Genomic DNA, 24889 nt, shown 5'->3' with positions numbered 1-24889 from the left:
GCGCATCCGCGGTGCATCACTCTCAGTTCCCGGAACGTGTTTATTTTTTCAGAATTCTTCTGACTGTCCTCTTAGGTGTCTTATCTTCTGTCTTTACCTGTTTCTTTTTTTCTTTTCCGGCCTGCTTGGAGAAACTCTGAAGCATCAGTGCTTTGTCAAAGCTGCCTTCCACCTGCAGTTTTCCCTGTGTGAATGCCGCGACAGCATCCATGGTGCCCCCTGCAATGCCCAGAAGTGTCTCGGCTGTGGTTGTAAACAGCACATCCCTGTCGAAATATTCATATGGCTCTATGTACAGCTTCCCCTCTGATACTTCCGCGTAAAAGGCTCCCTCGGCCTCTCCCCTGATATTAAACTGATAGGCAATGTGCTCCTTGATCCCGCTTACATCCGCCTGCATAAAAATGTCTCTGATCTCACTCACTAATTCCTGATACGTCATTTATTTTTCCTCCAAACATATTTCGCCATTTTTCGACCACCGGTCGAATTTAGGTTGTAAACAAGATACCACTTTTTCGACCGATAGTCAAGTTTACATTTTTATGCTATCATGTTACTATCAAAGAAAAACGGAGAATGGTATTTATGCAAAACAATAGAAAAAAGGATATGATCCTGGATGCCATGCAGAGATTGATGAACCAAAACAGCGCCCAGTCCATATCTGTCAGCGATGTTGCCAAAGAAGCGGGCATCGGGAAGGGAAGTATCTACTATTATTTCAAATCCAAGGAAGAAATTCTGGAAGCTGTCATCGAACGCTCCTATTCCGCTGCCATAGAAAAAGCCAAAAATCTGCTGGAAGCCCCTGATATGGATGCCCTGACCAAGATGGAGATCATATTCCGCACCTGCCGGGAATCCTCCATGGAGCTTCTCCGCCAGGAGTCCAACAATTTTTTCGAGCTGCAGCAGAGCGCTCTTCTGCATCAGCAGTATATCCGCATTATGGTGAGAAACCTGCGCCCGATCCTGTCAGACATTATCCGCCAGGGCAACCGGGAGGGGTCCATGCACTGCAAATCCCCTGAGGAGGTTTCCGAGATTGTCCTCATTATCCTGACCATTAAGCTGGACAACCATCTCACAAGAGACAGCAGGGAGCACACCAGAAAGACCCTGGATGTATTCTCCTATATGCTGGAGACCAGCTTTCACATTGAAAAAGGAAAATTAGATTATCTGTGGGAGGATTGAACCTGCCGGACCTGCGCGCCGGAATACGGTTTTTCGGCACAAAAAATGCAGCCGGATTTTGTTCCCGGCTGCACGCTCTTATTTTACTGCTTCTATAAATGTTGCCCCGTCAATACATTCCAACCCCGCTGCATTTGCAAATCCCACGCTCTTTAAAAGCTCAGTCTCATGCTCCAGGGTCAGAGGAATGTCAAAGTGTACAAACTGATCCTCCGAGATCCCTCCTGCCTTTCGTTTTCTCCGGCATTCCAGCCGCAGGAGATTTTCCTCCTCCTCACAGCAGGCAATGTAATCCCCTTCCAGGAATCGTCCTCCCGGCTTCAGAGCTTTTTCGATCTTTGCAAAGAGTTCCCTCTTTTTCTCAGGCAGAAAATGATGCAGGGATTCAAAGGAAATCACCATGTCATAACAGGACTCCCCAAAAGGCTCCTGAAAATAATCCCCGCATATCAGTGTGATATCCTTTCCCCGGTATTTCCGTCTCAGCTTCTCCAGCATAGTACCGCACAGATCGATCCCTGTCACATGGATATGGGGATATTTCCGGAAAATGGATTCCAGTTCCAGCCCCGTCCCGCAGCCCAGATCCAGCATCCTTTTCGTATCCCCGCCGATCCAGCCGGCGATTTTTTCATAGGCTGCCTTCCAGGTCTGCATCTTCTCCTCATATGTATCAATACGCCTGTGAAAAAAATCAGCCATCTCCTCAAGCGGCACATCTCTTTCCTGTTCCAGCCAGTCCCGCAGCTCCTGCATGTACTGCTCCCTGTCTTCTCTTATAACAACCGGCACTTTTCATTCCCCCTGTACATTTCTTCTGTTTTCTTCTATTGTACAGGTCAGCATGTGGAAAATCCACCTCATAAATGATTCTACTTAAAATTGCGCCTCTCTCCGGATCCTCTTTTTCACTCTGCCTTCATTTCCCGCTCCAGCAAATCCCGTTCAATCTGCGGATACATCTTATCCAGCTTGTACACCAGCAGGATCAACACCGCCGCACCCCAGACAATGACCGGGCCGAACTTATAGATATTTCCAATGGTTCTGACAGCGGATTCCGGCTGTACCACCTGCGCTCCGGTTGAGCTGATATAGCCGCTTACGGTCATGAGTCCTGTCATGACAGCACTTGTGATACCCGTTCCCACCTTGAATCCCAGGCTTGCGCCGCCGAATACGAGGCTTTCCTGGCGGAACCCGTTTTTCCAGCAGCCGTATTCCACCACATCCCCCAGCATGCCGAAGATGGTGGCTGACAACTGGGATGCACCTATAGAACGGATAAGTGTCACAAAAAACAGCCATTGGAAGTTATAAGGGTTGACCAGCACCAGAAGCTGGGAGCCCACCGCAATGAGGCAGCCCGCCAGCGTAACATTCCTCTTTCCCCATCTTTTGATCAGAAACGGACAGGCCACTGCGCCGCCAATCATGCACACAGTTTCCAGAAAATACAGGGTGCTGTACATCCACGTATCATTTCCGAAAATATATTTACAGTAATAGGGCAGATCCGTTCCCACAATTGTCATATGGATGACCTGGATTGACCACAGCCCGAGCACGCACCAGAAATACTTGTTCGTTACAAGAGCCTTGATGTTCACGCCCACAGAACGCTTCTCTTCTTTTTTTGTCTCTGTTACCACAGTCTCCTCACACCGGAAGAAGCAGAACAGCAGCAGAACCACAGCGATCACCACCCAGATGCACATGGTCTTGATCCATGCAGACTGGTCATTTCCGAATATTTTCACAAGAGGCATGGTAAAGGTCACGGAAATAATGCGTCCCACCGGGGACAGGATCATCCTGAAAATGGACAGCAAATCCTGCTGGTAAGAATCCCTGGTCATCATGGTGGACAAGGAACCGTAAGGTACATTGATAGCTGTATAGATAACCGTTGTGGTCAGATTATAGGTGACGAATATGTATATCCCTTTCAGAAAATCTGTGGTGTGCGGCACTGTGAACATAAGAATCGCCGCTATGGCATAAGGAATTGTCATCCACAAAATCCAGGGTCTTGATTTTCCCCATTTAGACCTGGTTCTGTCTACCAAAAATCCCATGATCAGATCTGAACTGCCGTCAAATACTCTGGACACCAGCATGACAATACCGATGGTCACCGGTGAAATCCCCACATAATCCGTGTAAAACAGCGTCAGCAGTGTGGATATCATCCCGTACACGATATTACAGGCTGTATCCCCGCATCCATATGCTACCCTTGTCCCAAAGGTTATTTTCTTCTTCATAATGACCTCCCCGCCACATAATTTCTCAATTCGTTTTTCAGCACGCTTCCATAATCGCCTTCACAGCACTCTCTGTATCTGCAAGCGGAAACAGCTCATAACCCACATATCCTGTATACCCGCATGCCTCCAGATGACGCAGCACCTTTTTATAATTGATTTCCCCCGTCCCCGGCTCATGACGCCCCGGAGCATCCGCCACATGGATGTGTCCAAACTGGTCTGCGTAATGGGAAATGGTATCACAGATACAGCCTTCATTGATCTGCATATGATACACATCGTAGAGAAGCTTCAGCCTGGGTGACCCGATCAGGCGGCATATCTCCGCTCCCATCTGTGTATTCTCAAGAAAATTTCCCACATGGTCTGTGGTAATATTCAGGGCCTCCAGGTTCAGGTTGATCCCTTCTCTCTCCGCTGTCTCCACACAGTCCAAAAGTGTACGGTACATGGAGCAGAGCTTCACCGTATGGGAAAGGTTATCATAGTGGTCCACCACAATTCCTCCCTCACCCAGGGCATTGGAGTGAATGGTCACACTGCCTGCGCCCACGGCTTTTGCTGCCCGGATGGATTCCTCCAGATATTTCACGTACTTCTCTCTGTGCTCCGGGTCAACCAGGGAATAATCCGCGTCCCCGTTAAATCCGCTGATCGCAATGCCGGCCTCGCAAGCCGCCCTCTTTGTAGCTTCCAGATCCCGGATTCTCCAGTCCCAGAATTCCACCGCGTCAAATCCGTCCTTCTTTGCCGCCAGGAATCTTTCCTCCCAGGGCAGCTCTGTGTACAGGGTGTCAATACATGCGCATTTTCTCAGACTCATCATCCTTCTACCTCCTCAATTTTTACAGGCCTTCCCTCTTTCAGAGATTTTGTGGCAGCGGCTGCCATCAGTACCGGATACAGCCCGTCCATTCCGGTTACAGGTGTCTCCCTGTCGTTCTCCACGGCATCTGCAAATGCCTGGATTTCTGAGACAAAGGCACCGGTATAACGATCCCACATTACCTTATATGTATTTTCACAGCTGGTCCTCTCGGCATCTGAGAGCACAACCGTATTCGGCACATCATTTTCATTGCGCACACAGCCCTCGGAGCCAAATACCTCCACTCTCTGGTCATACCCATAGACGGCCTTCCTGCTGTTGTCAATGGTGGCAATTATGCCATTGTCAAACTTCAGCATCACAACAGCGGTATCCACATCCCCCGCCTCCCCGATAGCCGGGTCGATCAGCACAGAGCCGGCAGCCACAACCTCAGTCACCTCAGCCCCTCCTGCCAGAAAGCGTGCCATGTCAAAATCATGGATCATCATATCATAGAAAATACCACCGGAAACCTTCACATATTCAATAGCCGGCGGCTCCGGGTCCCTGGAACTGATTTTGATCATCTGCACCTTCCCGATCCTTCCTGACTGCACCATATCATAGACGCCTCTGTGATTATGGTCAAATCTGCGGCAGAATCCGATCTGCAGCTTCACACCGGCGTCCTCTGCCGTCTGAATGGCTTCCCTCACCTTGCCCAGATCATAATCTATCGGTTTTTCACAAAAAATATCCTTTCCTGCCCTGGCAGCCTCAATAATATACTTGGAATGCGTGTCCGTGGAGGAACAGATCAGAACCGCGTCTATCTCCTCATCCTGCAGAATATCCTCCGCGTCCTTTGTCACATTCTGCACACCGCATTTTCTCAGAAACTTCTCTGTCTCTTCATTCATAAAAGGGTCTGCAACCGTCTTGATCTCCACCTCCGGCACAAACATAGAAATATTTTTTGCATGCACCTTTCCGATCCTACCTGCTCCAATAATTCCTGCTTTCATCTCAATACGCTCCTTTGCTCTCCGCTATTTTGTTTTTGCCCACCCGCTAGTCCCCCCGGCATTGCACCCCGCATTGCGAAGCCCGGCCTTTTTGACCCCCTCCGGCGTCTGGCTGTGAACTGTTTTTCTTTGTGCTTTTACACTTTATGTGCTTTTGCACTTATAATTATAGAAAAGCCTCCCGGTTTTGTCAACATCTCTGCCCTTTCTTTTTCATTTTTAGCTACATTTCACAATATTGTGCTTTTGAACATCCCATTTTATCAGCCCTCACTTCTTCTCCTTTTGTTAAACTTAACCAATCCCCCTATTTACAACCCCCTTCTCCATATGATAGAATTTAATCATAAGATGCCGCAGAGCAAAAATACCATCCCCGTGCAATAGCACGTGCACATAAACAGGAGGAATCATGATAAACAAAAAACCAACCATACAGATGGTCGCTGACAAAGCGGGCGTGTCCCGTGGAACGGTAGACCGTGTTCTCAACAACCGTTCCCATGTAAGTCCTGACGTATACGAAAGAGTCATGGCAGCCATTCAGGAGACCGGCTACCTTACCCCCCGCAGCACCTACCAGAAAACCTTGTTTGGTCAGGGCTTTCCGCCGATCAAGCTTGGTGTGCTTCTGCCCAACTGGACCGGCCATTTCCGCTGGGAGATCATGCGCGGCATTGAAGCTGCCCAGGCCGAGCTCACCGATTTCCATGTAAAAATTCTGGTAGAAGAATGCGAAACCGACATCCCGGAGGAAAGCATCGAAAAACTGGACGCACTTTTAGAGGCGGGCATTCAGGGGGCTGCTGTCTGCACCATGAACGACCCATCCATTGAGGAGAAGATCCGTTCCCTCACCCAAAAAGACATCCCGGTCATCACCTTCAACAGTGACCTGCCCGGCACCGACAGACTCTGCTTCATCGGTCAGGACTACAATAAAAGCGGCCGCATTGCCGCCGAACTCATCAGCAAATGCATCCCCTCTACCGGCAGAATCCTTGCCGCGGCGGGCAACCTGGAATTCGACGGCCACCGTGCCCGTCTGGACGGCTTCTGCACCCGCATGTCTGAGATTGGCTTCCCCCGGGACCAGATCCAGGTCATAGAGACCTACAACAACTACCAGCTCACCTACAAAAAAGTCCTCAGCGCCCTTCAGGAAGACCCGGCCATAAAAGCCATTTACATGGCCAACCGCAGCGTAGCCGGCTGTACCAAAGCCGTGGAGACGGCACAAAAAAAAGGAGAGATCCGCATCATCTGCCATGACATGTCAGAACACACGAAATCTCTCCTTCTGGATGGAACCATAGACTTTTCCATCTCCCAGGACCTCCACCGCCAGGGCTACCTCCCCCTGATCTACCTAAGAGACTACCTTCACAAACAAAAACTCCCCCCAACCCAGGACACCGCCGCCAACATCTCCATCCTCTGCTCCCAAAACCTGTAAAAAGCTCCGGTCCTGGATTCACCACCACAGCCCCCCATACACATCCTCTCCTCCCGCGTCCACAACCAGTCGGCATGGATAGGAGACCGTATGGGCCGGCGGGCCGTGGAGCTTCCTTCCGGGCAGCATTCCGGAGGAGGCTCCACGGCTCGCCGGCCCATTACCGGTCTCCTATCCATACCGACGTCCGTGAGCCACCATCACACGACCGCCCTACTCCCCTTCCGATTCACCCAAAAGAAATACCCCACACACAAAACAATCTGCACCCCCGAAGAACAAGGCGTCGCCAGCCCCACCCCAAACAAGGAAACCGGCACCATCCGGCTCATCAGAAACGATACCGGAATCCTCACTCCGAAAGCACCGACGATTCCCTGCACCATCACAAACAAAGTCTTCCCACACCCATTAAAATACCCGATCATACAAAACATCACCGAAACCAGCAGACAGTCAATGGCATACGCCTTCAAATGCTCCGCCGAAGCCGCAATAACCTCCCCATCCCTGGCAAAGATCCCCGACAGGATATCCCCGTGGAAAAATGCCCCATAAGCCATCAAAACACCCACAGCCAGCGACATCCCAATTCCGCACAGCAGCGCCTTCTTCGCCCTTCCGGCCTCCCCGGCCCCCATATTCTGGGAGACAAACGCTGCCATGGACTGATTAAAAGCAGACGGCACAAGCATAATAAACCCACACAGCTTTTCCGCAACCCCTACTCCCGCGGAGGGAATCACTCCCAGAGAGTTGACGATGGCAGTGATCGCCAGAAACGAAATACCTACCAGCACATCCTGAAACGCGATCGGAAATCCCAGCCGGAACACTTCCCCCATCCGTTTTCTGTCAAATGCAATATCCTTTCTGTGAAAAACAAACGGAAACTTCCTCTTCCGGATGATCTGCAGCGAGATCACCACACTCAGCACCTGAGCAAGCACTGTGGCAATGGCCGCCCCCGCAGTGGCAAGCCCGAAAACACCCACCAGCAGTAAATCCCCGACAATATTAAACACACAGGCGATCGCCACCGTAAGAAGCGGCATCCTGGAATCTCCAAGTCCCCTGAAAATACTTCCGATCACATTATACGCCACAATAAACACAGCCCCTGCGGAACAGATTCTCACATAAGAGACCGTGGCATCAAATGCTTCCGGCGGTGTCTGCATGATCCTGGCAATGGGCACCGCAAACGCTTCCATGATAACGGTTATCACGATACCTATGATGATGAACAGCATGATACTGGCTCCGATGATCCTGCCGCCTTCCTCTGCTCTCCCCTCACCGATTTTTCTTCCCAGAAGAATCGTAGTACCCATGGCGATACCCACCACAAAAGCCGTCACAAGCTGCATCAGCCAGCTCCCCGTGGATACTGCCGACACGTCTGCCGCCTGGGCAAACTGTCCCACAACCAGCATGTCCACTGCTCCATACATGGTCTGCAGAAAAATAGCCGCCAGCACCGGCAGGGCAAATTTAACAAGCGGCATCAGGATTTTTCCTTTTGTAAAATTCTGTCCTTGACTCATACTCTCATTTTTCTCCTTTTGCTCGTAATGTACATTTCACGGAGGTTTCATACTATAAAAGGCTCTAAACCCACACAAAAAACCGGATAAGAAGCAGGCATCTCAGCCAGCATCTTATCCGGTTACCATTTCTGTCAGAATGGTTCACCCTCCGATGAACGCTGTCATTATATAACATGACTTTTTATTTGTCAAGATTCTTCCGAAGCCGTCAGAGAAAAAATGCGGTGTATATTACCCTGAATCTATTCTTCGCTCTTTTCTCCTAACACTTCGCGCAGCTGCACTTTGCGGTTCTCATACCTGGACATGGTACATGCATCGGCTGTTGCTATGGCTGCCCTTGCTGCCTCTCCTGTGAGCAGAGGCTTGAATTCATCATCTGCCTTTGCTCCGTGCATAATGCCGTTTAAGTATTTCATTTCATTTTTCATAATACTGTGAAGCCACATAGGTGGTTTTTTCCCCGGTTTTCCGTACATAATGGCTCCGTCCATCTCGGTGCCGTGGTATATTCTGGTACGGTCATCATCCTCCTCCTGGGACTCATGGACAAGAAAATGCTCCTCTTTTCCATCCACCTTTAACGTGCCCCCGCAGTCACACATATCAATACGGATGGCACCCTTTGTACCCTGTATCAGCACATAGTGCTCAGGCCAGTGGAAGGCAGACCCCCACTCCAAAACCGCATAACGGTTGTCGGAAAATTCCATGTTTACAAACAGCATGTCATCCTCGTCACCGAACTCATCCCCCTGGTGCGCAACATTTCCCCCTGTCATGGTCACTGTTTCCGGCATTCCGCCCATGAGGAACTGTACACAGTCCAGTTCATGAATGTGATGATACAGATGTCCTCCTGATTTTTCCCTGATCTTTTTCCAGGAGATCGACGGCTGCGGTTCTTCCCATCCGTTTCTGGCCGAATGACAGTACAGAACTTTTCCGATCACTCCGTCATTGATCAATTTTTTCGCATGACGTACACCCCGGAAGAAATTCATGACATGGCCTGCCATAAAGGTAACACCGTGCTGCTGACACGCTTTTACCATCTCGTCGCAGTCCTTATAACTCAGCGCGATAGGCTTTTCGCAAAAAACATTTACCCCGTGCTCTGCCGCCTTTATGACCGGTTCCTTGTGCAGGTAATTAGGTGTTGCCACAATCACGGCCTCCACATCTTCCCGGCTGTACAAGGTATCTAAATCTGTTTCCACGTCACATCCCAGTTCCTCTGCAACGGTTTGGGCGTTTTCCGGGTCAAGGACAGCCACGATCCTGGCCCCTTCCTGCTCCTTCATAATACGTCCAAGCTCCGCGCCGAAATAACCGGTACCCACAATTGCATATCCTATTGTCTTCATATTTTATTACCTCCAAATATATCCAAAGTTATTTTACTGCTCCGTCAGTCATGCCGCCTGCAATCTTATTCTGTATAAACATAAAGAATATTACGGACGGTACCACCACCAGGGCAGATGCTGCCATCATATCTCCCCAGTTCAGGATTTCTGAACCCTGAAGAGATTTTAAAGCCACAGACACTGTCATCTTATCTGTGCTGTTGATCAGGATCAAAGAGTATAAAAATTCATTCCACGCATTGATAAATGTATAAATGGCTGTTGCCACGATCCCCGGCATGACCAGGGGCAGTACAATCCTCACAAAAGTCTGGAGTTTATTGGCTCCGTCCACTCTTGCCGCTTCCTCGATTCCCAGCGGCACTGTCTTGAAAAAGCCTACCAGCATCCATACAGCATAAGGTACGCTGAAGGAGAGATACACTATGACAAGTCCGACTCTGGTATTGACAAATCCCAGCTTTGCCATGACCATCGAATAGGGAATCGCCAGAAGGATGGGAGGAAACATGTAAGTTGCCACCAGAACCTTTGACATAATGGAACCCAGCTTCGGAAAAAATCTTACGATTCCGTATGCCGCCATGGATGATACCACAATGGCGATGCAGGTAGTTGATATTGCAATGATCAAACTGTTGCTGATATTCCCTGCAAATCCCAGGTCCTGAATCACATGGGTAAAGTTTTCCAGTGTAAAGTGCTTTGGCAGAAATCGGGTTGGATTTGCGGTCAGCTCTCCCGAAGATTTTATGGAACACAATAAAACCCATACCAGCGGGAAAAAAGCAATCACGGACAAAATGATCAAATATACATGGCAGAGTCCATTGCCGATCTTTTCTTTTTGATTTGTCATCACTTGTCCTCCTTTTCCCATTTTCCAATAATCGTAAAGTAAACCAAACAAACCAGCAGCAGGAATGCCAGCAAAAGTACAGTGACTGCAGATGACCTGCCCAGAAGTTTTGTTCCCCAGCCCATATTATACGCATAGACAGGAACTGTGGTCGTGGCGTTGGCAGGGCCGCCGCCTGTAAGAAGATAAATAATATCAAAGTTATTGAATACCCAGATGGTACGAAGCACTACCAGCAGGCCGACTACGACTTTAATATGCGGTACTGTTATATGCCAGAACTGCTGGAATTTGGAAGCACCGTCAATCTGAGCTGCCTCATACTGGTCCTGGGGAATGGTCTGCAGTGCAGACAGCACATTTACCATGATCATCGGCGCACCGAACCAGACATTAATAAAAATCAATGTCAGAAATACCAGGCTGCTGTCACTTAAAAACTGCGGAAGTTCGCTGCTGATGCCCAACTGGACAAGAATATTCGGAAGGAAACCTGAAACACCGTTCAGTATCCATTTCCAGGAAAGTGCGATTACAATAGAGGGGAATGCCCAGGGAATGATCATCAGGGTTCTGTAAATTCCCTTTCCGATCTTCACCCGATTAATGGCCAGTGCTGCTGTAAATCCGATGAACAACTGTCCTAACAATGAACCCACGGTCCAGAGTATGGAGGTCAAAAATGCCTTATAAAAATTAGAGTCTGATAAAACCGCTTTATAATTTTCCAATCCTATAAAATCATAGGAAGCCTTGATCAGATGCTTGGTCGTCATACTGTAATATAAACTGGAAAAGATAGGATATACCAACAGTATCCCCACAACCAGCAGTGCAGGAAGTACGAAAATCCAGCGGGCATAATCAAATTTTACTTTTCTTTTCACAAAAATGCCGCCTTTCTGAGGGATGGGACTGCCCTTCGTGGTGGTTCGGGCAGTCCCTGGTAACAGGTTATGTATTCAAAATCACTGTACAGTGCTGAATACCTCATTCAGTTTGTCTTCTGCTGTCTGTGCAGCTTTTTCCACATCCGTTCCGTTTGTGATAATATCCTGGAACATACTCTCTATGATTCCCTGAGATGTGAGAAGACCGGCCTGAACACTGGGACCTTTTTCAAATCCTATGGCAGTACCCATATCCGTGGTTTTTGTGATTACATCTACCGCATTGGAGAACTTCTGTACGGTTTCGTTCTCTTTGTATTCCGGTGTGTCCGAAATACCTGTAATGGAAGGCAGCATACCTACCGGTGTTGCCTCCAGGAATTTGATATAGGTATCTTTCTCGTATAATTTTTTGATAAATTCCTTGCATATTTCCGGGTGTTCTGAGTTCTCCCATACCACCATCGGAATATTGGAAGTTTCCGCTCCGTATTCCGGGTCATCCGCATTTATCTTCGGAAGAGGCGCACAGTCAATCTGATCCACCAAATCAGGGGAGTTCGTTTCAACGCCGCCGATCTGGAAACCGGAGTTAAAGTCAAAGGCTGTCTTTCCCTGATAGAACAGGGTTGCCTGATCTAATACTGCATAATTTACAGAATCCTTCGGAGAACAATTCTCATAAATGTCCAGCCAGTAACGAATGCCGTCAAGTGCCAGATCACTTGTCAGATCTGCTTTCAGATCATCTGTAAGAAGGCTCCCGCCGCCGCTTCTCACATAGAAGTTTAAGAAACGTGTTCCCATAAGGTCATTGGAACCGCAGGGGAAGGAACATCCGTAAACCCCGTCTTTTGTCAGGGTTTTTGCCGCATCGGCAAATTCATCCCATGTCTTGGGAACTTCAAGTCCTGCTGCATCCAGCAGATCCTTTCTGTACCACATGACCTGTGCATGGGAATACAATGGCAGGGAATAGCAGGTGCCGTCCTTTTCTCCTTCCGACAGGGCAGTTTTTGAAAACTTATCTCTACCTATGTCATCGATCAGATCATCCAGGGGAACCAGGGCCTCTGCGTCCATCATCTCTACCACATGACCGGGAAGCGCAGTGCTCATATCCGGCACATTCCCGGATGCAAGACCGGTGGTCCATTTCGTATAAAAATCCCCCCAGGAAAACGTCTCTATGGTTATGTTTACATCCGGGTTATCCTTCATAAACTGGTCTGCGGTCTCCTGTATCACCTCCAGACGCGGCCCCTGTGTAAAGGAATGCCAAAATGTAATGTCACCTTTTAATTCTCCTGTTTCCGCTGCTGTCTGTTTGCTTTCTGTATTCCCGTTCTGTCCGCATCCTGCAAGCATGGCGGAACCTATCATGGTACCCACCAGCAAAACTGCTAATTTTCTTCTCATAAAGCTCTCCTCTCTGTTCACTTTTTACTGTTCCCCGATATCGGCCGTATCGATTTGTTTATTGTAAGTTTATTTTACCTATTTTCTTTGTGTACATCTACTAACCAAACGCTCAATAATAGCACTAGACACTTATTCTTATTCTCTTGCCACCCTCCGGTACTGATTCGGTGTAAACCCGAAAGCTGCTTTAAACTCTCTGATAAAATAATTGGCGTCCTCATATCCCACCTCGTAGGCAATATCATTGACATTATCATTGCTCACCAAAAGAGCCCTTGCCGCAGTGGTAAGCCGGATCTCTCTCACGTATTCCATGGGCGTTTTTCCCATGTTTTCCTTAAAAAGACTGCTGAACCTCTGCTTGCTCAGTTCCGCCATATTTGCCATTTTTTCAGGCGTATATTTTTCTTTTGGATGGAGAACGATATAATCCGCCACGATCTGTACCCTGGGATCGATCTGCTTCTTCGTTTTCATGGCTCTTTTTTTGATTCTCTCCAAATCATACTCTTCTGTTTTGATTTCTCCTTTCACCCTGTCTATCTTCTCTCCTCTGACTGCAAGAGAGCCTATGAGCAGGTCCAGGTATCCCCGCACAAAACATTTCTTCGCGATATGCTCTGTCTTCACCCACCTGTAGATCTCTTTGAAATAATTATCTTCTCCCATACTCTGTGTAACCCTTGGTATTCCATAGTATTCTTTTAACACATCTTCACCTTCATAAAAAACAGAGGTGGTAAAACGGATACTGAAAAATTCAAATGTATCGCTGAGTGCATGGCAGGACATTCTGCACCCGCTGGGTATGTACACGATCTGGTTCTCCTCCACCAGAATCTCTTCGCTGTCAATACAGAACTCTGCCTTTCCCTTCACTATGTACCGAAAAATGTTATATGGTATGACTGATTCCGGATATACCCATGTCCTTCCCATGGAATACAGATCAATATAGAGAAATGTAAAACGTATATTGTCAATCACTGACATGAAGGAATCCTCCTTATAAATTTTTTATGCAGCTTTCAGCAATAAATAAGGCAGCTATCCGTGAAGATACACCTGTCGATCTACACTTTATAGCTGCCCCGCCCGCTCTTACTGACTACTGTACTTTTATTTTAACTACTACTTTTTCTATATTTTCCGGCTTATTTTCCATGATTGCCACCATGTGGGCATCGCTGGGGTAACACACCATAAAATCACCCGGTTTCAACAGATAACGGCCAAATGCACTGCCTTTATAAAAGGCAATATCCCTGTCCGCATTGTATGGGACTGACGCAGTCAGGGATTTGACATCCGCTGTGGCGATTCCCTCTCTGCCTGACACAATGTAGTGTAAATCTATATATTTTTTGTGTGCTTCATAAATACAGGCTTCTTCCGGTTTTGATGTCAGAGAAACAGGATTACAGAAAGCGCGGTCCTCACAGATCACTGTATCCGGCAGAGGAAGTTCTCCCTGCTTCAGCCCCTCCAAATAGCATAGTATCTGATAAAGTGTTTCGTACTCCCTGTAATTTTCTTTGTTTTGAATGGAATCAAAGATCATTGTATTTTTCCTCCTGATTGATCACAGATCGATCTTGTACTGGTGCAGTGTATTCTTCAAAACGGCTGCCATAATTTCATACCCCTTTGCATTGGGATGCAGACCGTCATAGGTAATGCCGTCCAGCAGCTTTTCGGTTCCCGGAAATGTGGTGGTATTATAATAGTTTACAAAAATCAGCTTATTCTTTCTCGCTGTCTGCGTCAGCCATGCATTCATCTCTTTAATATACCTTTTGCGAACCGCTTCATTTAACAAAATGGGAATATGTATCGGCAGAAGAGAGGTCAGAATTAAAGTGGTATCTGTATTTTCTGCCTGGCATATTATATTGCTGATATTGTTCTGAGCTGTTGTCAGGACCTCCTCATAAGGCTTCGGCTCCAGCCTTTTCCAATAATCCCCCTCCAGTTCAATGGAATCATTGATTCCAATGCCCATTATGCAGTATCTTGGCTTTAACTGCAGAGCATCCGCATAAAACCGCCTTTTTAAGAATTCTGTTGTGTCACCGCCGATTCCCCGGTTCACGATCAACTGTCCCGGCAGATTAAAGTATGCATTTAACTCCCAGTAATGGGTAATCGAATCTCCGATAAACAGAAAATCCGGCTTCTGCTCCGTATAAATAAGAGAATGGTTCTTAATGTCGAATTCCTTTCTTCTGCTGTCCGCTGCCGCAATGCTGGAAAAATATTCTGCTCTTGCATATCCCTCCTTTGTTGAAATCATGCGTCATCCCTCCTCCCTGCCGCTGTACAGACCGCTGATACGGTTGTCCGCTCGCAGCCGTCTGTGATTTAATATTTTTTCTAATTATAACAAATCCTTCCCGGTTTCGATATGGAACACGCGCTCAAAAATAGCACAATATGCTTATTTTGCAGTACACAAAAAAAGGCTGCCCAAAAGGTTTTCCAAAGAACCTTTTTGGGCAGTCTTCCAATTTCCGGACATGCCTGTTATTCTGTTGCTTCTAAATAAAGGACTGCGTTCATCCTGCCTGTTTTGCCAGTGTCTTTATTTTCTGATAGGACGCCAGGTCTGAATACAGCTCTGTCCTGTAGGGATTGCGTTTTGTCTTTCTTATATGAAGGATCATATAGATAAATACCGGGTTCCGCCAGTGCTGTGGGAACGCCCTCGTAAAATGCAAACATACCCATTCCCCCTATTTACATAGAATTTCCTTGATCATCAGGTCATTTCCTGAAAGGATCTCCATCTGCTGCCCCTCACACATTGGACAGCGCATGTCGTACTCCATGGCGTTGAAGATTCTGCCGCAGTCCCGGCACTTTACAATGCCGGGCACTACGCATACTTCCAGTTCTGTCTCCTCCATGGAGGTTTTGTATCTGGCTGCCGGCCAGCACTCCTCCAGATATCTGGGCACGACACCGGAGAGCTCTCCCACATCCAATACGATTCGTTCCACCTCTTCGGCTCCTTCTTCCCGCACCACATCCTCAATGGTGTGGATCATGGCGTCCAGGATTCCAAGTTCATGCATAGGATCAGTCCTTTCTGCGGGTAGTTTTCACAGATGAGGCGGCAATTTTTCCGCTTCTCTTCACTGCATTTGCCGCGATTTTCACCGGAAGCTTCTCATACAGATCCGGTTTGGAATGACCGGTACGTTTCAGATGAATGGCATCAAATTTACATTTTGTGGTGCACATACCGCAGCCCACACACATATAGGAATCCACCTGTACGGCACCGCAGCCCAGGCATCTCTCCGTCTCTTTTTTCATCTGTTCCTCTGTAAATGTCATCCTGTCATCCCGGAAAGTGCCCTTCTTCTCCTGTGCATGGGCAGGGCGCTGTCTCGGTGTATTGTCAAAACTCTGCAGATCCACAGCCACGTTATTTTTATCAAAGGCATGGTATTCTCTTCTGTCGCGGCCCAAGGTCAGAGTCTGTCCCGGCTGCACATATCTGTGGATGGAAATTGCTCCTTCCTTGCCGGCTGCGATGGCGTGAATAGCAAATTTCGGACCGGTACAGCAGTCGCCGCCCACAAACACGTCTTTTTCTCCGGTCTGATAAGTAAGGCTGTCAGCCTGCGCAGTGTTTCCACGGCCCAGTTTCACTTTGCTGCCTTCCAGCAGGCTGCCCCACTCGATAGACTGCCCAATGGAGAGAAGAACCGTATCAGCCGGAACCGTAATGGTATCCTCCTCATCGTATTTCGGTGCAAAACGGTGCATCTCATCAAAGACAGAGACACAGCGCATAAATTCCACGCCTGTCACCTTTCCATCCTCTGTCAGAATGCGTTTCGGGCCCCATCCGTTCTGGAATTCCACATGGTCAGCCTCTGCCTCTTCAATCTCCTCATCCAGGGCAGGCATCTCCTTACGGCTTTCCAGACAGTACATTTTTACCGTGGCAGCTCCCTGCCTTGTGGCTGTGCGGGCCACATCCACAGCTACGTTGCCGCCGCCCACTACCACTACATTTCCGGCGAGGGTACGGCCGCATCCCAGGTTTACTTCGCGCAGGAATTCCACACCGGATACCACACCGGAAGCGTCCTCTCCTTCCACGTTCAGCCTGCGTCCGCCCTGGGCGCCGACTGCTATGTAAAATGCCTCGTAGCCCTGTTTTCTCAGTTCATCCAGCGTCACATCTTTTCCCACTTCCACGCCGGTCTTAAATTCCACACCCATCTCTTTCAGCACATCAATCTCTGCATTCAGCACCTCTTTTTCCAGGCGGAAGGAGGGGATTCCAAGTGCCAGCATGCCGCCCAGCTTCTCCTGTTTTTCAAAAACAGTCACCCGGTAATCATCAATGGCAAGGTAATACGCGCAGGAAAGTCCTGCAGGGCCGCCGCCGATAATGGCGATCTTATTGCCCAGATGGTAGCGTTTCGGCGGAATGTAGCGCACATCACTGTCCAGTTCCTTATCCGCGATAAATCTCTTGATCTCATCAATGGCGATGGGCTCGTCAATATCCCCGCGGGTACATTCATCCTCACAGCCATGCGGGCAGATACGGCCGCAGACAGCCGGGAATGGATTTTCCTTTTTGATCAGTTCCAGGGCCTCTTTGTATTTTCCCCTGGCAGCCAGCTTGATATAGCCCTGTACCGCAATATGGGCCGGACAAGCGGTTTTACAGGGGGAAGTTCCCTCCTCCGCCACATCCTGACGGTTCTCCCTGTAGTCCATATTCCAGTTCTTTTTGCTCCACACATGATCCCTGGCCGTAGGTTCCTCTGTCTTTGGAACCGGCTTTTTGGCACAGAGTCTCTGTCCCAGCTTCAGGGCATTTGTGGGACAGTTTTCCACACACTGCCCGCAGGCCACACACTCCTCCGGGTTCACCTCCGCTGTAAAATTGGAGCGGATGGCATCCGGTGTGCGGAACAGTGTTGCGATACGCATGGAAAAACAGGAACAGCTGCAGCAGTTGCAGATTGCCGCCGATTCACCCAGCCCGTCTGTTGCGGGCATCTCATGCATAAGGCCGTTGTCCTCCGCAAATTTCAGGATTTCCAGCACTTCCTCCCGGCTCACCTGACGGCCTCTTCCTGTCCTGATATAATATTCTGCTCCTGTTCCCATCTGGATACAGATATCCTTTTCCAGATGTCCGCAGCCCTCGCCAAGCACCTTTCTGGACTGGCGGCAGGAACAGTCAGACACACTGAATGTATCGTATTTTCTCAGATAATAAGACAGCTTTTCCCAGGGCTGTACTCCCGGAAGGTCTTTGACAGCACTCTCCACAGGCGTCACACGCATCATTGCCATGCCTTCCGGAAAAAGGGGCGCCATAGGTGCGATCCTCTTTCTGGTATACTCCTCAAATGCCTTGCCGATCTCAGGATGCGCGGCAAGCTGCTCCCGGTTATTTACCATCATTTCCAGCATGCCAGGTGCAAAAATATTGATGAAATACCGGTCCTTCTTATCCTTTTTATCTGTCCATACCTTCACCACGCCTGTGTATGTAAGCTGGTCCAGAAGCTTTTTGGTCTCTTCCCGGCTTCTGCCGCATTTCTCCACAATATACTCAAAGGTACGCGGTTGGCGAAGCCCCATAACAAGGGCTACATCTGCCATATCATCCGTGACCACAGCATTCAGCGCATAGTATTCCGGAGCCTTCTCATCGATCCGGTTCATTGCCCCTGCAACACCGCCCACCATTTTTGCCAGTTTCACGATCTTCGGTCTTAAATTTGCCATATACAAACCCACCCTTTCTACCATTCTGCAGCCGCCTCGCTGCTCTTTTGCAACTCTTTAGATGCTCTTTTGCAGCTATCCTGCTGCTGTTCACAGTCCTGCTTCCGGATTACCTTGCTTCTCTCCACGTGTTTACTTCTGTCCTCAGCCAATCTGCCCACGCATCCACACCTTCCCCTGTCTTTGCGCTGATTGGGATCACTTTCGCCTCGGGATTGCGCAGTCTGATGTTTTCTCTGCATTTTTCCAGGTCAAAATCAAAATAGGGCATCACGTCGATCTTGTTGATCAGCACCACATCACATACGGAGAACATCAGCGGATATTTCAGAGGTTTGTCATCTCCCTCCGGAACCGATAAGATCATGGCGTTCTTCACTGCCCCCGTGTCAAATTCCGCCGGGCAGACCAGATTTCCCACGTTTTCCAGCACAGCCAGGTCCACGCTTCCGGTTCCCATGGCGTCAAGCCCCTGCCTCGTCATATCCGCATCCAGGTGGCACATGCCCCCTGTATGGAGCTGTATTACTTTTACCCCCATATTCTCTATGGTGCGGGCATCCACATCAGAGTCAATATCCGCCTCCATAATGCCGATCTTCAGCTCCTCCTTCAATGCCTCAATGGTCCGCTGCAGGGTTGTCGTCTTGCCTGAACCCGGGGAAGACATGAGATTCAGCAGGAATACCCTCTTCTCTTTCAGTTCTCTGCGAAGTTGCTCCGCCTGCCTGTCGTTATTATCAAAAATGCTTCGTTTTACTTCAATGGTACGGAATGCTTCCATTTCCACATCCCTCCTTTCCGTGCTGTTTCATACTCTCATCATACTATGCCGGAACTGCTTTTACTATAGACAAAACCGGCAGTCTGTCAAAAATTTTGACAAACCGCCGGTTCCGTAAACATGGCTGCTGTATCATGCTGTTTTATCTTCGTCCGGTTTCATGACCAGACATTCCTTTCACTATCGGAATACCAGCACAATTCCCATCCCGTCCTTCTCCTTCTCTGCAAACACTTCCCCGTCCATCTTCCGCATGATCTCCCTGCAGATATAAAGTCCCAGCCCGCTGCCCTGCTGCCCAAGACTATTCGTCCCTCTGAAAAAGCTCTCGAAAATGTGATTGAAATCATTCTCCGACACGGCCTCCCCCGTATTAAAAATGCGGATGAGCTGGCAGAAATCCTCCTCATAAAAGCTGATCTCAATTCTTCTGCCGTCCCCGTATTTAAAGGCGTTTTCCATCACATTGTCAAACACTTCCAGTATACGGTCAAGGTCCCCGCGCACCAGCCGGTTCTCATATCTGCCGATCTGCAGCTCCATCATTCGCACTGCGCACTTTTCCACATAGGTGTCTGCCACCCGCTTTACCAGTTCCTCCAGATAAAATTCTCCCATTTCCACCCGGATATCTAAAATATCTTCCTTTGAGCTTCTTATGATCTCCGCCACATATCCCTCAATCTCTTCTGCTTTCGCACAGATCTGCCGGGCAGCGTGGCACTTCCTCTCCTCTGTATCGTAGAGTCCCTGCTCCAGGGCTTTTCCGTAAAGTCTGATGGTCCCAAGAGGCGTCTTCATGTCATGGGACAGGGACAGCAGCATTTTTTTCTTTTCCTTTTCCAGCTCAAGCCTCCGCTTTTTCGTCACTTCCAGCGTATCTTTTAACTGCCCGATTCCCCAGAGAAAGTCACCGAAATATCTGTTTTTCTCCTGCTTTACCTCGCCTTTCAGGTGGCCTTTTGCCAGCTCATAAGGCAGTTCGCTTACCCGGTTGAATGGACGGATGACCCGGTATTTCAAATACAGTAAAATCCCCACCACAAATGCTGCCATAAGTGCAAGACCAGCCTGCACGGTCACCATCACACCGCCCAGGCTCATATTTTCTTCCCTGTATGAAAACCGGAGATACCCTTTCAGACGGCTGTCCGTATACCAGGGTTTTATAACACTGCCTCCGTTACTTTCATCACTGTAAAATGCTTCTGACTTCTCCCTGTCAGCCGCATCAGCAAGGGGCAGACTGTCAATCCTGTATACATCCCGAAATCCGCTCAACTCCACTTCCTCCGGGTGTGTTCCCGCTGATATGGTATGATACAGACGGTTGATCTCCACCCGGAATTCCCTGTCTCTGTGCTCCTGCATCTGGTAAAGAATCTGACCTGTTCCCAGTGCCAACAGCAGATAGAGACATACCGTTACTGCCAGAATCCTGTCATATTTCCTCATACCGATACCCCACACCCCAGACAGTCTGAATGCGCCTGGGCGCCCTAGGATTTTCCTCTATTTTGTTTCGCAGCATTCTGATATGCACCGTCAGCGTCTGATTCTCACTGAAGCTGTCCATACCCCAGATCCGGTCAAAAAGATATTCCTTGTGAAGGGTCCTCCCCGGGTTTTCAGCCAGTAATAACAGCAGTTCATACTCTTTTACATTCAGCTCCACTGCCTGCCCGTCCCGGTAAACCTTCCGCGCATTTTTGTCTATGGTAAGGCCGCCTGATACCAGATAGTCCGTCTCACTTCTGGCCCCGTAAGTTCTCTGCAGCAGTGCCCGCACCTTGGCAGTCAGCAGGTCCGGGTCCACAGGCTTTTCCATATAGTCATCTGCCCCCAGACCGAATCCGTTTAACTTATCATCCTTTTCCGCTCTGGCACTCATGATCAATATGGGGATATCTCCTTTCTCCCGCACTGTCCGGCAGACGGCAAAACCATCCATGCCGGAAAGCATAATGTCGAGGAGCATGATCTTCACATTGTTCTCTTCCAGATATACTGCCGCCTCCTCTCCGGTAGGTACCGGATGAACAGTAAACCCGTCTTTTTCCAAAAATGCCTGCAGAAGCTCTGCCAGCTCCCTGTTGTCTTCCACCAGCAAAATATCTTTCATACAAATCCTTTCTTTACCAGCCCAGCTTGATGAGCCAGTCATTCAATGTCCGCTCTCTTGCCCTCATATCCTGGTCTTTCTGCCATTTTCCAAGTGTAATGTCCTCCCGGATATCACCGTCCTCTATATAAAGCACCCGCTCACAGCGCGCCGCCACTTTCATATCATGTGTGACCAGAAGGATACTGGTCCCGTCCAGATTGATGCGGTTTAACTCCTCCATAACCTCTATAGAATTTTGTTTATTCAGCGCACCTGTAGGTTCATCCGCAAAGATGATCTTTGGCTCATTGATCAGGCTGCGGCAGATACAGGCCCTCTGAAGCTGCCCGCCGGATACCTCGTTGATGTCATTGTCCGCCACCTCACTGATTCCCAGCTTCTGCATCAGTATCTTTGCCCTCTCATTGACGGCCGCCCGGCCTTTCTTTGTCTTTCCCGCAGGTGTCTGGTAGGCCGGCATAATAATGTTATCATAAATAGAAAGATTTTTCAGCATATACATCTGCTGAAACACAAACCCCATCTGCTCCAGCCGCATATCACTGATCTCATTTGCAGTAAGCCCTGTCATCTCCCGTCCAAAGAAATCCACCTTGCCCGCAGTGGCATTGTCCATGCCGCTGACTGTATAGAGAAGGGTCGTTTTGCCGGAACCGGAAGGCCCCATTACAGCCACCATCTCCCCTTGTTCTATCTCCAGATTAACATTTCTCAGAACATTATTCTGACGCTTCTCTATAATATATGTTTTGCACAAATTTGAAACTTTCAAAGACTCCATTTCTTTCTCCCTCCACCTGGATTTTTATTCTATATTATTCATTTCACGTATATGGATCTGTTTCACTTTTCCGGTTGCAAATATGGTAGCTGCGATGATTCCTACCATCAGGATTCCCGGATAGACACCGTACACCTGCCAGGGCACGACCTGGATCTCCACATCAGCCCCCATAATGGCAAAGATAGGTCTTAACATAAACCGGTTGCTCAGAAGAGACAGGGGAACTGCCGCTATCATAGATACCAGAACCACCCAGACCATACGAAGGATCTGCCACCTGCGGATACTCCGGTTGCGGAACCCCACACTTTTCATCATGGCGATCTCCCCCTTCTCTCTTACAATAAACAGCTTTTCCATAAGGGCAGTGATCAGCATGATAATGGCGCAGAGAAGACCGGTCATGGGCAACAGAAGCTTTGCCAAAGAGTCCTGGATCCCGCCCACATTCTGGTCAACCAGAGACTGGGCGTCATCCCACTCATACTGCGGAAAATCCTTCTTAAGGTCAGCGGCCAGTTCCTTTTGTGTCTTATCCGTCTTCATATCCACAAGGATATTCCAGTAATCCGCCATCATCTCTTCCTTCATATCGATCACAGGATTCATCCTGCCGGACTGTCCCATCTGCATATAGTCAGAATACGTCCCTGTTATTAGTAATCTCTTCTCTTTGCTGCCGATATTTACATCTACCCAGTCTCCAATGTTCCATTTATTCTGCTTCAGCACTGTCTCGGAGAGAGCAATCTCATTTTCCAGCCTGGGGGCTTCCCCCTTGTCATAATGCAGATAATCATTGTTCTGTCCCAGATTCTGTAATACCAGAAGCTTCTGGTCTGAGACGACACCATCCTTAGAGATTTTCAGGAAATAAAACGGAATGCCCGTAAGCTCTGCATCATATCCCTTCGCCTTCATCTCCTGCTCCACACGCTGCATTCCTGCCAAAAGGTCATCCTTGTATCTGTAATTTCCCTCACTTGCCTTCTCGATTCTTCTCACATACACGGCGCTGTCAGGGTCCAGGGCAAACTTGACTACCATCTCCCGGCTCCTCATGGTATTGATGGTATTCAGCGGTATGGTGATCAGCACGAAACTGATGCAGAAGGTGATCATAAGCACCAGATACCGCCTCATATGGGTAAGCATATCGTTCAGTCCCAAAAACATGGGAACAGACATTTTCCCTCTCCTGTTCAGTCTGATTCCGGCTCTTCTTTTGAATCTCTCCCCTGTCTTTCCGCTCCTGATGGCAGAGATGGCTGATATCTTATCCAGCTTTCCGGTACTGGTATAACAGAAAAGCATTACCAGCAAAATAATGCAACCGGAACATATAAAATTCACCCACAAATTGGAGCCGCTGTCCTCCATGATCATATTTCTGCTGACACTTGCCACCATGGCCCTGCTGACCGGAATACTGGCTGCGAATCCCACCACAGTACCTGCCGTCACAAGAACCAGATATTTTAAGAGATATACCTTTTTCACAGCGAAATTCCGGAATCCCACTGCCTTCATGATCCCGATTTCCCGGTATTCTTCCTCCATGGTAAATACCAGCGTAAAGCGGAGTACCAGAAGGGCAATGAGGATCAGGCAGATACCGACCAGGATCAAAAGCGCTGCCATGATCATATCAAAAGAATAGATCATTTTATACATACTCTTTGAGACCGTACTTAAAACAGTGGTAAAGTCCTGGTTGTTCAGATCTCTCACAAACTCTGCCGCCTTGTCGGTCATAACACAGAACATACGGATATTCTCTGCATTCTCATCCTTTAGGAATGTTTCATAATCCTCTTCGCTGACGATGATCCGGTTCATTCCAACCATGTCGCTTCCAAAAGCCGCGTCCTTTATCTGCTCGGAAACCGTCAGTTTCCTTTCTGTCTTTCCCACTGAAATGGAGATCTTATCCCCGGACTCCAGATGGTTTCTCTCCATGGCATCCCTGGTCAGGGCAGCTTCACCTTTTTTCAGAGAAAACGGCTTTCCATCCAGGTCAAAAACCTTACAGTATTCCATACCTGCAGCGGCTAAATAAACGCTGGTGCCTGCGGCGGCGTATTCCTTTTTCTTTCCGTTTTTTATGATTCTCATATTCTGGTCATTGAGAGCGATCATACTGCTGTCTCCGTATTCCTTCACATCTTTCGCCCCATCGTCCAGCCACTCTTCTGTTTTCTCTTTCTCCGTATCTCCCTTCAGAATAAAATTCACATCCGGAACCCCGGAAAACTCCATGTAATAACTGATGGCCGAACTCACCACCAGGATATTGTTCACACTGCTGGCCAGAAAGATCGTGGCTATTGTGATGAACAGAAACAGTATCACATTGACCCCTTTTCTCCTCAGCAAATCCTTCTTTAATATTCTGTAAAGCATCTGACTATCCTTCCCTTTCCTGTTTTCTGAGAGGATTATAAACCTGTAATTGTGAAAAAATCCTTAAATCGGGGATTTTTCCTGTTTCATGTATCATATCATAGCCGCTGTACAAGTCTCATTCTTTTTTGTGAACATGTCTCTTTTTCTGCTATAATATAAAAAACATACCTC

Annotated in this window: 23 protein-coding genes; 2 read left to right on the top strand and 21 right to left on the bottom strand. The window is 48.4% G+C overall.

The genetic code is table 11. The annotated features are described in order from the left end of the window. Nucleotides 1–40 precede the first annotated feature (40 nt). The gene (locus WMO65_RS13765) at nt 41–442 is read right to left on the bottom strand and encodes an SCP2 sterol-binding domain-containing protein (protein ID WP_148393183.1); all 402 of its coding nucleotides are present in this window, start codon (nt 440–442) and stop codon (nt 41–43) included. A 146-nt stretch (nt 443–588) separates the two neighbouring features. Here WMO65_RS13765 and WMO65_RS13760 point away from each other — a divergent pair, with 146 nt between their 5' ends. Continuing rightward, nucleotides 589–1200: a TetR/AcrR family transcriptional regulator gene (locus WMO65_RS13760; protein ID WP_033141310.1), complete on the top strand. Its 612-nt coding sequence runs from the start codon at nt 589–591 to the stop codon at nt 1198–1200. 78 nt (nt 1201–1278) lie between these two features. Here WMO65_RS13760 and WMO65_RS13755 read toward each other — a convergent pair whose 3' ends face one another. The 4 genes from WMO65_RS13755 to iolG form a co-directional block, all read right to left on the bottom strand. Further along, complete coding sequence (locus WMO65_RS13755) at nt 1279–1992, bottom strand: class I SAM-dependent methyltransferase (protein ID WP_227209818.1); 714 nt, start codon at nt 1990–1992, stop codon at nt 1279–1281. A gap of 116 nt (nt 1993–2108) precedes the next feature. Then, nucleotides 2109–3467 (bottom strand): MFS transporter, encoded by a 1359-nt coding sequence (locus WMO65_RS13750; RefSeq protein ID WP_103731507.1) that lies wholly within the window; start codon nt 3465–3467, stop codon nt 2109–2111. 37 nt (nt 3468–3504) lie between these two features. Then, nucleotides 3505–4296, bottom strand: coding sequence for a hydroxypyruvate isomerase family protein (locus WMO65_RS13745; RefSeq protein ID WP_243128835.1), 792 nt, complete (start codon nt 4294–4296; stop codon nt 3505–3507). Then, on the bottom strand, nt 4293–5306 hold the full coding sequence (gene iolG, locus WMO65_RS13740; protein WP_148393185.1) for an inositol 2-dehydrogenase: 1014 nt from the start codon (nt 5304–5306) through the stop codon (nt 4293–4295). The genes WMO65_RS13745 and iolG overlap by 4 nt, the downstream gene beginning before the upstream one ends. A 412-nt stretch (nt 5307–5718) precedes the next feature. Here iolG and WMO65_RS13735 point away from each other — a divergent pair, with 412 nt between their 5' ends. Continuing rightward, the gene (locus tag WMO65_RS13735; protein ID WP_225305370.1) at nt 5719–6762 is read left to right on the top strand and encodes a LacI family DNA-binding transcriptional regulator; all 1044 of its coding nucleotides are present in this window, start codon (nt 5719–5721) and stop codon (nt 6760–6762) included. 200 nt (nt 6763–6962) lie between these two features. On the opposite strand, the gene WMO65_RS13730 is transcribed toward WMO65_RS13735, so the two are convergent. The 16 genes from WMO65_RS13730 to WMO65_RS13655 form a co-directional block, all read right to left on the bottom strand. After that, a complete protein-coding gene (locus tag WMO65_RS13730) occupies nt 6963–8309 on the bottom strand; it encodes an MATE family efflux transporter (RefSeq protein WP_148393186.1) in 1347 nt (448 codons plus the stop codon). Between the two features lie 245 nt (nt 8310–8554). Further along, nucleotides 8555–9679 (bottom strand): Gfo/Idh/MocA family protein, encoded by a 1125-nt coding sequence (locus tag WMO65_RS13725; RefSeq protein ID WP_148393187.1) that lies wholly within the window; start codon nt 9677–9679, stop codon nt 8555–8557. Between the two features lie 28 nt (nt 9680–9707). After that, a complete protein-coding gene (locus WMO65_RS13720; RefSeq protein ID WP_148393188.1) occupies nt 9708–10541 on the bottom strand; it encodes a carbohydrate ABC transporter permease in 834 nt (277 codons plus the stop codon). Further along, nucleotides 10541–11428, bottom strand: a complete 888-nt coding sequence (locus WMO65_RS13715) for a carbohydrate ABC transporter permease (RefSeq protein WP_033139031.1) — start codon at nt 11426–11428, stop codon at nt 10541–10543. Before WMO65_RS13715 ends, WMO65_RS13720 begins: the two co-directional genes overlap by 1 nt. An 81-nt stretch (nt 11429–11509) precedes the next feature. Then, a complete protein-coding gene (locus WMO65_RS13710) occupies nt 11510–12799 on the bottom strand; it encodes an ABC transporter substrate-binding protein (RefSeq protein ID WP_435380248.1) in 1290 nt (429 codons plus the stop codon). 189 nt (nt 12800–12988) lie between these two features. Continuing rightward, nucleotides 12989–13846, bottom strand: a complete 858-nt coding sequence (locus tag WMO65_RS13705) for an AraC family transcriptional regulator (RefSeq protein ID WP_148393189.1) — start codon at nt 13844–13846, stop codon at nt 12989–12991. 115 nt (nt 13847–13961) lie between these two features. After that, nucleotides 13962–14414 (bottom strand): NanQ anomerase/TabA/YiaL family protein, encoded by a 453-nt coding sequence (locus WMO65_RS13700; RefSeq protein ID WP_148393190.1) that lies wholly within the window; start codon nt 14412–14414, stop codon nt 13962–13964. A gap of 21 nt (nt 14415–14435) precedes the next feature. Beyond that, complete coding sequence (locus WMO65_RS13695) at nt 14436–15146, bottom strand: SGNH/GDSL hydrolase family protein (protein ID WP_148393191.1); 711 nt, start codon at nt 15144–15146, stop codon at nt 14436–14438. 230 nt (nt 15147–15376) lie between these two features. Next, on the bottom strand, nt 15377–15574 hold the full coding sequence (locus tag WMO65_RS13690) for a hypothetical protein (protein WP_187370643.1): 198 nt from the start codon (nt 15572–15574) through the stop codon (nt 15377–15379). Nucleotides 15575–15585: 11 nt separating this feature from the next. Continuing rightward, on the bottom strand, nt 15586–15927 hold the full coding sequence (locus WMO65_RS13685) for a hydrogenase maturation nickel metallochaperone HypA (protein ID WP_148393192.1): 342 nt from the start codon (nt 15925–15927) through the stop codon (nt 15586–15588). A 4-nt stretch (nt 15928–15931) separates the two neighbouring features. After that, complete coding sequence (locus WMO65_RS13680) at nt 15932–18619, bottom strand: FAD-dependent oxidoreductase (protein ID WP_349064285.1); 2688 nt, start codon at nt 18617–18619, stop codon at nt 15932–15934. A gap of 109 nt (nt 18620–18728) precedes the next feature. Then, nucleotides 18729–19403 (bottom strand): hydrogenase nickel incorporation protein HypB, encoded by a 675-nt coding sequence (hypB, locus tag WMO65_RS13675; protein ID WP_033139025.1) that lies wholly within the window; start codon nt 19401–19403, stop codon nt 18729–18731. Nucleotides 19404–19583: 180 nt separating this feature from the next. Beyond that, complete coding sequence (locus tag WMO65_RS13670) at nt 19584–20858, bottom strand: sensor histidine kinase (RefSeq protein ID WP_148393194.1); 1275 nt, start codon at nt 20856–20858, stop codon at nt 19584–19586. Continuing rightward, nucleotides 20845–21525 (bottom strand): response regulator transcription factor, encoded by a 681-nt coding sequence (locus WMO65_RS13665; RefSeq protein WP_148393195.1) that lies wholly within the window; start codon nt 21523–21525, stop codon nt 20845–20847. Before WMO65_RS13665 ends, WMO65_RS13670 begins: the two co-directional genes overlap by 14 nt. A gap of 13 nt (nt 21526–21538) precedes the next feature. Then, on the bottom strand, nt 21539–22309 hold the full coding sequence (locus tag WMO65_RS13660) for an ABC transporter ATP-binding protein (protein ID WP_033139022.1): 771 nt from the start codon (nt 22307–22309) through the stop codon (nt 21539–21541). Nucleotides 22310–22333: 24 nt separating this feature from the next. After that, nucleotides 22334–24715, bottom strand: a complete 2382-nt coding sequence (locus tag WMO65_RS13655; RefSeq protein WP_148393196.1) for an ABC transporter permease — start codon at nt 24713–24715, stop codon at nt 22334–22336. Nucleotides 24716–24889: the final 174 nt, after the last annotated feature.

The organism is Blautia caccae (genome assembly GCF_040095955.1).
Lineage (GTDB): Bacteria > Bacillota > Clostridia > Lachnospirales > Lachnospiraceae > Blautia > Blautia celeris.
Note: the sequence above shows the minus strand (reverse complement) of the source record. Positions and strands in the feature narration are given on the sequence as shown.

Excerpts from the sequence above, each read along its gene's own strand:
- WMO65_RS13765 (WP_148393183.1), bottom strand. The coding sequence starts at position 442 with ATGACGTATCAGGAATTAGTGAGTGAGATCAGAGACATTTTTATGCAG.
- WMO65_RS13760 (WP_033141310.1), top strand. The coding sequence starts at position 589 with ATGCAAAACAATAGAAAAAAGGATATGATCCTGGATGCCATGCAGAGA.
- WMO65_RS13750 (WP_103731507.1), bottom strand. The coding sequence starts at position 3,467 with ATGAAGAAGAAAATAACCTTTGGGACAAGGGTAGCATATGGATGCGGG.
- WMO65_RS13745 (WP_243128835.1), bottom strand. The coding sequence starts at position 4,296 with ATGATGAGTCTGAGAAAATGCGCATGTATTGACACCCTGTACACAGAG.
- iolG (WP_148393185.1), bottom strand. The coding sequence starts at position 5,306 with ATGAAAGCAGGAATTATTGGAGCAGGTAGGATCGGAAAGGTGCATGCA.
- WMO65_RS13735 (WP_225305370.1), top strand. The coding sequence starts at position 5,719 with ATGATAAACAAAAAACCAACCATACAGATGGTCGCTGACAAAGCGGGC.
- WMO65_RS13730 (WP_148393186.1), bottom strand. The coding sequence starts at position 8,309 with ATGAGTCAAGGACAGAATTTTACAAAAGGAAAAATCCTGATGCCGCTT.
- WMO65_RS13725 (WP_148393187.1), bottom strand. The coding sequence starts at position 9,679 with ATGAAGACAATAGGATATGCAATTGTGGGTACCGGTTATTTCGGCGCG.
- WMO65_RS13720 (WP_148393188.1), bottom strand. The coding sequence starts at position 10,541 with ATGACAAATCAAAAAGAAAAGATCGGCAATGGACTCTGCCATGTATAT.
- WMO65_RS13710 (WP_435380248.1), bottom strand. The coding sequence starts at position 12,799 with ATGCTTGCAGGATGCGGACAGAACGGGAATACAGAAAGCAAACAGACA.
- WMO65_RS13705 (WP_148393189.1), bottom strand. The coding sequence starts at position 13,846 with ATGTCAGTGATTGACAATATACGTTTTACATTTCTCTATATTGATCTG.
- WMO65_RS13700 (WP_148393190.1), bottom strand. The coding sequence starts at position 14,414 with ATGATCTTTGATTCCATTCAAAACAAAGAAAATTACAGGGAGTACGAA.
- WMO65_RS13695 (WP_148393191.1), bottom strand. The coding sequence starts at position 15,146 with ATGATTTCAACAAAGGAGGGATATGCAAGAGCAGAATATTTTTCCAGC.
- WMO65_RS13690 (WP_187370643.1), bottom strand. The coding sequence starts at position 15,574 with ATGTTTGCATTTTACGAGGGCGTTCCCACAGCACTGGCGGAACCCGGT.
- WMO65_RS13685 (WP_148393192.1), bottom strand. The coding sequence starts at position 15,927 with ATGCATGAACTTGGAATCCTGGACGCCATGATCCACACCATTGAGGAT.
- WMO65_RS13680 (WP_349064285.1), bottom strand. The coding sequence starts at position 18,619 with ATGGCAAATTTAAGACCGAAGATCGTGAAACTGGCAAAAATGGTGGGC.
- hypB (WP_033139025.1), bottom strand. The coding sequence starts at position 19,403 with ATGGAAGCATTCCGTACCATTGAAGTAAAACGAAGCATTTTTGATAAT.
- WMO65_RS13670 (WP_148393194.1), bottom strand. The coding sequence starts at position 20,858 with ATGAGGAAATATGACAGGATTCTGGCAGTAACGGTATGTCTCTATCTG.
- WMO65_RS13665 (WP_148393195.1), bottom strand. The coding sequence starts at position 21,525 with ATGAAAGATATTTTGCTGGTGGAAGACAACAGGGAGCTGGCAGAGCTT.
- WMO65_RS13660 (WP_033139022.1), bottom strand. The coding sequence starts at position 22,309 with ATGGAGTCTTTGAAAGTTTCAAATTTGTGCAAAACATATATTATAGAG.
- WMO65_RS13655 (WP_148393196.1), bottom strand. The coding sequence starts at position 24,715 with ATGCTTTACAGAATATTAAAGAAGGATTTGCTGAGGAGAAAAGGGGTC.